Consider the following 8,711-nt stretch of genomic DNA (forward strand, 5'->3'; position numbering starts at 1 on the left):
ACAAAGGGCCATAGCCGTGTATTACTAAAATTTACTTACTTTTGATTTTATACAAATGCAAAACGAACTTGTGCAATGACGCCACTAACTATCCTTCTCATTATCGCTGTTTACTTTGGACTACTAATTGCCATCTCTCATTTCACTAGTAAAAAAGACAGCAGCAATGATGCGTTTTTTAGTGCAAACAAAAACGCTAAATGGTATTTAGTCGCATTTGGCATGATTGGAACGGCTCTTTCTGGTGTGACGTTTATCTCCGTTCCAGGAGAAGTAGGATCTCCCAATGGAGAACAGTTCAAGTATTTTCAATTCATTTTGGGAAATGCCGTGGGATTTATTCTTACTGCTTCTGTTTTGCTTCCTCTGTATTACAAGTACAACCTCGTTTCGATTTATACCTATATTGAAAAAAAACTGGGCTTTTATAGCTACAAAAGTGCCGCTTCTATTTTCTTGCTGAGTCGTACCATTGGATCAGCCTTTCGCCTATATCTTGTGGTAATTGTTTTACAACGCTATGTCTTTGATTACTTTGGCATTCCCTTTTTTGCTACGGTACTCATTGCCTTATTGCTGATCTATGCCTATACGTACAAAGGCGGATTAAAAACCATCATCATTACTGATTCTCTACAAACCTTTTTCTTGGTTTCCTCCGTAATCTTAACGATTATTTTTATCTGTCATCAACTCGATTTATCGGCTATTCAAGCTTTTGAAGCAGTGAAGGAAAGTAATTATTCTAAAATTTTCTTCTTTGAAGATTTTATGGGCAATCGCTATCACTTTTTCAAACAATTCTTGGGTGGAATTTTCGTTACCGTAGCCATGGTAGGACTGGATCAGGATTTGATGCAGAAAAATTTGAGTTGTAAAAACATCAAAGAAGCCCAAAAAAACATGTACTCTTTTACGGCTATCTTTGTTATTGTCAACTTGCTTTTTTTAGGGATTGGCGCATTGTTATACATCTATGCCAACAATCAAGGAATCGAGGTACCTTTAGATGCAGTGACACAAAAACCAAGAACCGATTTACTATTTCCCGAAATAGCCTTTCATCACTTATCTTTGTTTCCTGCCTTAGTCTTTTTATTGGGATTAACTGCTGCTACCTTTGCAACAACAGATTCCGCACTAACAGCTTTAACCACCTCTTTTTGTATTGATTTTCTTCACATGGATAAACAAAAAGATAACCCCACTAATGTTTGGAAAAGAAAACTAGTTCACTTCGGTTTTTCAATCCTGATGTTTTTGGTAATTATCTTGTTTAATGCCATTAATGATGCTTCAGTGGTTAGCATGATTTTTAAAATTGCATCCTATACCTACGGTCCTTTATTAGGGCTATTCAGCTTTGCCATTTTCTTTAAAAACCGACGTGTAAAGGATAAGCTGGTCCCTTATATTTGCTTGCTTGCTCCTTTTGTTACCTTGTGGTTTAGCAACCACTCCAGCGACTTATTAAACGGCTATGTTTTTGACAATGAATTGATCGTTGTCAATGCGTTAATCACTCTCCTACTTCTGTTGTGCAGTAGCTCGCGATCAAAATTGATTCGTGCGTAACAAAACTAATGTGCACGCTTCTTCATAGCCAATATTATTTTGGATCAAACGTTTATAAAACGCTGGATTTTCTGTACCGGGATTAAAAATCACCCGATTGGGTTTTAATTGAATAATGTAGTCATAAAAGTCTTCTTGTCGCTCCGGATTAAGATAAACAGTCACAGTATTGATGTCTGAATACGGAATTAGTTCCGTTTGAATATCCACATCCAATACACGTCCTTTTCTCAATCCATGGGCTACCACTTCGTGTTTATATTCGCGTAACATTCGAATCGCTTGATTGGAATATCGCTCTTCTTTTAAAGAAGCCCCTAATACAATCGTTTTCTTCATGGTTTTTTGTCTTATCTTTACTTTTAAATATACTAAATTATCTTAAATAAAACAAATTATCAATCATTTTAAAATTTAATCTAAACAAAAACATAACACAATGATAAAAATCATGTTTTTATATTAAAAAAAGAAATACATTTGTTAAAGTATAATTGTAATACAGATAACTATGAAAAAGCTATTTCTATCATTATTAGGTGCTGTTTTATTAATGGGTAATACAGCAACTGCTCAAGAAACACCACAAGAGAAAGATTCTTACAAATGGCAAGTACGCCTACGTGGTGTAGGAGTAATTCCTCACAATAGGGCTGACATTGGCGGTATTGGAGGACAAATAGATGTGAATAACAACTTTATTCCAGAGCTTGACTTCACGTATTTCTTTACAGAAAACCTTGCTGCAGAATTAATCTTAGGAACATCTAGACATACGGTTGGAACACTAGGTTCAGATTTAACTCCTGTTGCTGGGCCATCAAATGCAAATGTAGATTTAGGTAGTGTTTGGTTATTACCTCCTACATTAATGGTGCAATATCACTATCCCGTGACAAGTAACTTCAAACCCTATGTTGGAGCTGGGGTGAATTACACGTTTTTCTACAATGAAAAATCAGGAGCTGCGAAAGGAATTTCATATGACAATAAATTTGGTTGGGGATACCAATTTGGATTTGATATCGACATCACAGATAAATTCTTTATCAACGTTGACTTCAAAAAATTATTCTTGAAAACAGACGTAACAGTTGATGTAACGAACCTTAATCCAACAGGTGAACAATTAAAACTACCAGCAAAAGTTAAAATTGATCCTATGTTAATTGGTTTTGGTGTAGGAATGCGTTTTTAATTATTTAATTAATTTTTTCATACTATGTTCCTAGTGGATCCACTAGGAACATTTTTTTTGCTCTGTGTTTTTGTCGACCTTTGCTCTTTTGCAAAAAGAGTCAAACTACATGGATCAACCAATTACCTTTAAAAGGATTAATGCACTTGCTATACCTGCCATTTTTTCTGGAATATCGGAATCAATCATCACCCTAACTGATATTGCTATTGTTGGAAATATAAAAGAAAATAGTGTTGAAGCATTAGGAGCAGTAGGTTTGGTAGGATCTTTTTTATCGGCTATTATCTGGGTTGTTGCACAAACAAAGACATCCTTGTCGGCCACCGTTTCACAACATTATGGTTCCAAACGTTTACTTGTGATTAAAACATTAATACCTCAAGCGATTCTCTTTAACTTTCTGTTGAGTCTTTTTCTATTCCTGGTCACTACTTTTTTTGTACATGAAATTTTTACAGCTTATAATGCAGAAGGCCTACTCCTAACGTATGCCAAAGAATACTATGTTATTCGGGCCTGGGGATTTCCATTAACCCTAATCACCTTTGCTTTATACGGCGTATTTAGGGGATTACAAAATACCATCTGGGCCATGAAATGCAGCCTAACAGGAGCCGCACTGAATGTCATCCTCACCTATATTCTCGTCTATGGAATAGAGGGACTTATTCCTGCTTATCACATCAAGGGAGCCGCTTATGCCAGTGTTGTAGCACAATCCGTCATGTTGATCATGGCCTTTTACTACTTTTTTAAATACACGCCATTTACCATGCGTTTGAGTAAAAGACTGAACCCCAGCCTTAAGCCTTTTATTGTCATGAGTTTTAACTTCATTATCCGAACAGCAACGCTCAATGTAGCTATCTACTTGGCTAATGCCTATGCCACTGGATATGGTAAAAGCTTCATCGCTGCACAAAGTATTTTGATGAATATCTGGCTGTTTTTCTCTTTCTTTATTGATGGTTATGCCACTGCAGGTAATGCCTTGTCTGGAAAGTTATTAGGAGAAAAGAACTATCCTGCACTTTGGCAAATGAGCAAAGCCATAAGCAAATATGCCATCCTTATCTCTATTATTCTAATTGCTATTTGTTTTGCTTTCTATGAACAAATTGGCCTCTTATTTAATCAAGATCCCGAAGTGATTCGCGTATTTACTTCCGTATTCTGGATTATCTTACTGGTTCAACCCATCAATTCACTTGCCTATATCTATGACGGTATTTTTAAAGGAATGGGGGATGCTAAATTCTTGAGAAACAACCTGATCTTTGCTACCTTTTGTGGTTTTCTTCCTACGCTACTTTTATTTGACTATTTGGATTTCCAACTGTATAGCGTTTGGATCGCCTTTGCCGTTTGGATGTGTTGTAGAAGTTTTCCGTTGATGTATATTTTTAAAAAGAATTATTTGAGGGTGAACCATGAACCATGAAACCGTGAACCAAAATGTAGCAGTGTTGCAAACATGCGACAAGTCTATTTATATTGTATAGAAGTACTTAACTTTGTATATAGAATTAATATAAATAGTTATGATACATCAAGATAAAGACAATTGTTGTAATTCAAAATTAGAGTTCAACAAAAAACCAACTCCTGGACACAACCACGAGGGGCAGGACCACAACCATGATGATCACGATCACAATCACGGAGAAATGAGTAGCAAATACACCATTGGTTTTAGTATACTGTTATTCTTTTTAGGGGTATTCTTTGCCAATGTACTCCAAGCCGATTGGTTTATCAACAATCCAACATTGCGCCTATTTTGGTATATAGCTGCTTATGTACCTGTTGGCTTACCTGTATTAAAAGAAGCCTTTTCTCTCCTGCTAAAAAAAGATTTTTTCAATGAATTCTCTTTAATGGGAATTGCTACTTTAGGGGCATTTGCCATTGGTGAATATCCAGAAGGTGTTGCTGTAATGCTTTTCTACACTATTGGAGAGCTCTTTCAAGAATCGGCGGTTAACAAGGCCAAAGGCAACATCAAAGCGCTTTTAGATATTCGTCCTAATGAAGCTAATGTATTTAGAAACAATGCCTTTACTATAGTCAATCCAGAAGAGGTAGCTATTGGCGAACGCATCCAAGTAAAAGTAGGAGAAAAAATTCCGTTGGACGGAGAATTACTCTCAGATAAAGGAAGTTTTAATACGTCTGCCCTAACAGGAGAAAGTAAACCTTCAACCTATAAAAAAGGAGATGTCGTGCTAACGGGAATGATCAACTTGGAACAAGTGATTGAGGTTCGCACAACAAAACTATATCAAGATAGCTCATTGGCTAAAATATTAGAAATGGTACAGGAAGCAAGTGCCCGTAAGGCTCCGACTGAATTGTACATCCGTAAATTTGCCAAAGTTTACACGCCTATTGTTTTCTTTTTAGCCGTGCTGTTAACCTTTGTTCCTTATCTTTTCTTAGGAGATGGATATGTATTTACACAATGGTTAGAACGCGCCTTGGTTTTCTTGGTCATCTCTTGTCCATGTGCTTTAGTTATTTCGGTTCCTCTGGGGTATTTTGGTGGAATTGGTGCGGCTTCGAGAAATGGAATCTTATTCAAAGGATCAAACTTCTTAGAACTTATGGCGAAATTGGATATCGTTGTCATGGATAAAACGGGTACCTTAACAGCGGGTGTATTCAAAGTTCAACAAGTAGAAACAACATACCCACAGGATAAATTTGTTCAACTCGTTTCGGCTATCGAAAAACAATCAACACACCCTATTGCTAAAGCTATCGTAGAAGCATATCCAACGACATTAGTCGCTGAAAATGTAAGGGAAATTTCGGGTAAAGGATTAGCAGGGGTAATCAACAACCAAGAAATACTTGTAGGAAATACCGCCCTATTAGCACAACATAGCATTGATTTTCCACAGGAAATCAACGACATTGTAGAGAGTATTGTTGTTGTTGCGATTGACAATACGTATGCTGGATACATTACGATTGCAGATGAAATTAAGGAAGATGCTCAAGAAGCTATTCGCCTTATGAAGAAAATGGGCGTACTAAAAACAATCATGTTGAGTGGTGATAAAGATACCATTACCCAAAAAGTAGCCAAGGAAACAAAAATTGATTTTGCACTTGGGGGACTCCTGCCAGAGGGAAAGGTGGAACAAGTTGAAAAACTGAAAAAGGAAAATCCAACGCATTCAATTGCTTTTGTTGGTGATGGAATTAATGATGCTCCTGTACTTGCTTTAAGTGATGTAGGTATAGCCATGGGAGGACTGGGAAGTGATGCTGCAATTGAAACCGCCGATGTCGTTATACAAACCGATCAACCATCTAAAGTAGCTACAGCTATTCACATTGGTAAAGAAACACGCAAAATCGTAATTCAAAATATAACCTTTGCCCTAGTCGTAAAAATCATCGTACTGATTCTAGGTGCGGGTGGAATTGCAACGATGTGGGAAGCTGTTTTTGCCGATGTTGGTGTAGCTTTACTCGCCATCTTAAACGCGGTAAGAATCCAAAAAATGAAATTTATCTAAAAAAAAGTCCCAAATATATGGGACTTTTTTTAGAATTCTTATTGTTTATAGGCTACGATAACACCAATCAACATTCCTAGAAGGAATAACGCAAAAGCAAATTGAATCACTTTTTGGGTTTGTATTCTCACTTCTTTTATACTCATTTTTACTATTCTTTACTATTTCTTTTCATTCAACTAACATTGCTATTCCTCTTCTGTACTTGTTTTAAATTGATCTAAGGTTTCTTTCATCTGTTTGAGATAACGACCATACAACCGTTTAATCCAGTACTTAGTCACGAAAACCACAAAAAAGCATAAAAAAATCAAATACACAATAAAAATCCAGTTGGTAAAAAGTAAACTAATTTTAGCCAAAGGAAAACCCACAAAAAACGGAATAAAAAAGATCACAAATGGCGCAATTGAAAAACAGAAGTTTTCATATAGCTGTATATACATACGGGTGTGAAAATACACTTCATACAAACTATCTCTCGAATTCATTTCTAATGTACTCGATAAGCGATAAAACAAAGCCATTTTTATAATATAGTAGAACGATACAACAGCAAATAAAACATATACTCCATAAAAGAAAAAATGGTTCTCTTCTGGCATAGCATATAGTTGAGGAAAAAAGGCTATTCCGATTATGGCTACTGTTTGTAAAATGATATCATTCAAAGCATTTTTGCGTATGCGATCTAAAGGTAAACGATCAATAGATGTCGACAGCGCCTCTTTAGTAACCTTTGGCGTCTGAATGGACTGATTGTCCCATGATTTTTTTATCTCATCAAAATTCATATCCTTTTCGTTTTATTATGTCTTGTAATTTACTTTTTGTTCGGTTCAACTTAACGCGGGCATTGCCTTCTGAAATACCAAGGTTCACTCCGATTTCCTGATGCGAAAATCCCTCTAAATACAGAAAGATCAGTGCTTTCTCTATGTCATTTAATTCGTGAATAGCCTTATAGAGATAATCCAACTGTTGTTCAATCTCCCAATTATTCTCTTCACTCTTTAATTGATGTTCTGCTTCTCCAAGACGAAAGGTTGTCTTGGTAATTTTACTGTCTTTTTTAAAATAGGTAATAGCTGTATTCAAGCAAACCCGATACATCCAGGTAGAAAACTGACTATTCCCTTGAAACGTATGATACGACTTCCAAAGCTGACAAACCATTTCTTGATACAAATCTTCTTGATCCACTAAAGCGTCCATATACAGCTTCGCGACCTTAAACAAGATACCTTTATGGTCGTTAATCCGGTCTAAAAATTCTTTTTCTGATTTTACTTGCACAAAGTTTAGTTTAAAATAGCATGAACAGTAAACCCCTTTTCTTTCAACAAAGCAATAACACCAACTTCTCCTGCTAAATGTCCAGCTCCAACAGCAAACAACGTGCGCTTTTTAGGCATGATATCTAGCATTTTTTTTATCCAAGCGCGATTGCGATTGTCTAATAAACTAATTTTTCCCTCTTCAGACAAAGACTTAGGATCAATAGCCATAGCATAAAGCGCTTCAATATCTTCTTGATTAAAAGCAACAACCATTGAATCAAAGCTTGTTTCTGTACTATCTTTTTCCTTGAGTTGTAGTAAAATTTCTTTTGCAGTGTAAAGCTGATTGGTTATTTCAATCTGATCTTTGAAACGTTCTAATCCAATAAAGTGCTTATTTTGACTCAACCCTATTTGTAGAATCTCCATATCGTATCCCGTTACCTCACAAGAAATCTCTTTCATCGCTAACATCCCCATAACAAGGATAGGTGGAAGCTGATCAACAACTTCTAAATCAAGCGCATATTTCTTCTTTAACAAAAGGCGAAACTCTTCTTTTTCCACTTCAGTCAATTGAGAGGATAGAGTAATTGGCGAAACCATCAGTTCCTGAATGCTCATCAGTTCATTCCTATCCGCTAAATTTACTTCTAAAGCAATTTGATCTACTGCACCAATAGCGCTCATAACTTTATCCGCTACGTATAAATCCGCTGAACAAACCATATGAAAGGTCCCTAAAAGATAGGACGATTCTTTTAAACCATTACCAGAAATCTCCCATAGGATTGATTTATCTAATGCTTTTTGAGCGTAACTAGCTCCAAAAGAGAATATAACGAAAAAAATGATTAATAGTAAGCGTCTCATACGATACCTATAATTTAGTGTTTGACTAGTAAGTACACAAAATACAAAAACGTTACATCTTTTTTTGAAGTATTTACGTGGTTTGAATGGAGATGGGAAATGGGAAAAGGGAAATGAGAAAAGGGAAATGAGAAAAGAGAAATGAGAAATGAGAGAAGGGAAATGAGAAATACGTGAGATTTTCAATACAAAGAAGATGTTCTCTTTAATTGCGTGATTTGTTCACCAGCAGATTCTACTCTTCTCCCATTTCCC

At 36.0% G+C, this 8,711-nt stretch carries 8 protein-coding genes; 4 read left to right on the forward strand and 4 right to left on the reverse strand.

The window, feature by feature from the left end; genetic code table 11:
• Positions 1-75: 75 nt before the first annotated feature.
• A complete protein-coding gene (locus ACPDHL_RS14480) occupies positions 76-1,575 on the forward strand; it encodes a sodium:solute symporter (protein WP_430533460.1) in 1,500 nt (499 codons plus the stop codon).
• Here ACPDHL_RS14480 and ACPDHL_RS14485 read toward each other — a convergent pair.
• Positions 1,555-1,914: a CoA-binding protein gene (locus ACPDHL_RS14485; protein WP_430533461.1), complete on the reverse strand. Its 360-nt coding sequence runs from the start codon at positions 1,912-1,914 to the stop codon at positions 1,555-1,557. The two genes, ACPDHL_RS14480 and ACPDHL_RS14485, sit on opposite strands and share 21 nt — an antisense overlap.
• Positions 1,915-2,086: 172 nt before the next feature.
• On the opposite strand from ACPDHL_RS14485, the gene ACPDHL_RS14490 reads away from it, so the two are divergent.
• The 3 genes from ACPDHL_RS14490 to ACPDHL_RS14500 all read left to right on the forward strand — a co-directional run bounded on the left by ACPDHL_RS14490 (position 2,087) and on the right by ACPDHL_RS14500 (position 6,303).
• Entirely contained in the window at positions 2,087-2,773 is a 687-nt protein-coding gene (locus ACPDHL_RS14490; protein WP_430533462.1) for an OmpW/AlkL family protein, read from the forward strand.
• 109 nt (positions 2,774-2,882) lie between these two features.
• Positions 2,883-4,217, forward strand: coding sequence for an MATE family efflux transporter (locus tag ACPDHL_RS14495; RefSeq protein WP_430533463.1), 1,335 nt, complete (start codon positions 2,883-2,885; stop codon positions 4,215-4,217).
• Positions 4,218-4,317: 100 nt separating this feature from the next.
• Positions 4,318-6,303: a heavy metal translocating P-type ATPase gene (locus ACPDHL_RS14500; RefSeq protein WP_430533464.1), complete on the forward strand. Its 1,986-nt coding sequence runs from the start codon at positions 4,318-4,320 to the stop codon at positions 6,301-6,303.
• Between the two features lie 188 nt (positions 6,304-6,491).
• Here ACPDHL_RS14500 and ACPDHL_RS14505 read toward each other — a convergent pair whose 3' ends face one another.
• From ACPDHL_RS14505 to ACPDHL_RS14515, 3 genes are all read right to left on the reverse strand, one after another.
• Positions 6,492-7,097 (reverse strand): hypothetical protein, encoded by a 606-nt coding sequence (locus ACPDHL_RS14505; protein WP_430533465.1) that lies wholly within the window; start codon positions 7,095-7,097, stop codon positions 6,492-6,494.
• A complete protein-coding gene (locus tag ACPDHL_RS14510) occupies positions 7,087-7,524 on the reverse strand; it encodes an RNA polymerase sigma factor (RefSeq protein ID WP_430533467.1) in 438 nt (145 codons plus the stop codon). The genes ACPDHL_RS14505 and ACPDHL_RS14510 overlap by 11 nt, the downstream gene beginning before the upstream one ends.
• Positions 7,525-7,604: 80 nt before the next feature.
• Positions 7,605-8,456 carry a TraB/GumN family protein gene (locus ACPDHL_RS14515; RefSeq protein ID WP_430533466.1) on the reverse strand — a complete coding sequence of 284 codons (852 nt, stop codon included), beginning with the start codon at positions 8,454-8,456 and terminating at the stop codon, positions 7,605-7,607.
• Positions 8,457-8,711: the final 255 nt, after the last annotated feature.

The sequence above is a fragment of the Myroides sp. C15-4 genome (assembly GCF_050522745.1).
In the GTDB taxonomy this organism is placed as follows: domain Bacteria; phylum Bacteroidota; class Bacteroidia; order Flavobacteriales; family Flavobacteriaceae; genus Flavobacterium.

Coding starts and splice junctions, on each gene's coding strand:
- ACPDHL_RS14480 (WP_430533460.1), top strand. CDS start 76: ATGACGCCACTAACTATCCTTCTCATTATCGCTGTTTACTTTGGACTA.
- ACPDHL_RS14485 (WP_430533461.1), bottom strand. CDS start 1,914: ATGAAGAAAACGATTGTATTAGGGGCTTCTTTAAAAGAAGAGCGATAT.
- ACPDHL_RS14490 (WP_430533462.1), top strand. CDS start 2,087: ATGAAAAAGCTATTTCTATCATTATTAGGTGCTGTTTTATTAATGGGT.
- ACPDHL_RS14495 (WP_430533463.1), top strand. CDS start 2,883: ATGGATCAACCAATTACCTTTAAAAGGATTAATGCACTTGCTATACCT.
- ACPDHL_RS14500 (WP_430533464.1), top strand. CDS start 4,318: ATGATACATCAAGATAAAGACAATTGTTGTAATTCAAAATTAGAGTTC.
- ACPDHL_RS14505 (WP_430533465.1), bottom strand. CDS start 7,097: ATGAATTTTGATGAGATAAAAAAATCATGGGACAATCAGTCCATTCAG.
- ACPDHL_RS14515 (WP_430533466.1), bottom strand. CDS start 8,456: ATGAGACGCTTACTATTAATCATTTTTTTCGTTATATTCTCTTTTGGA.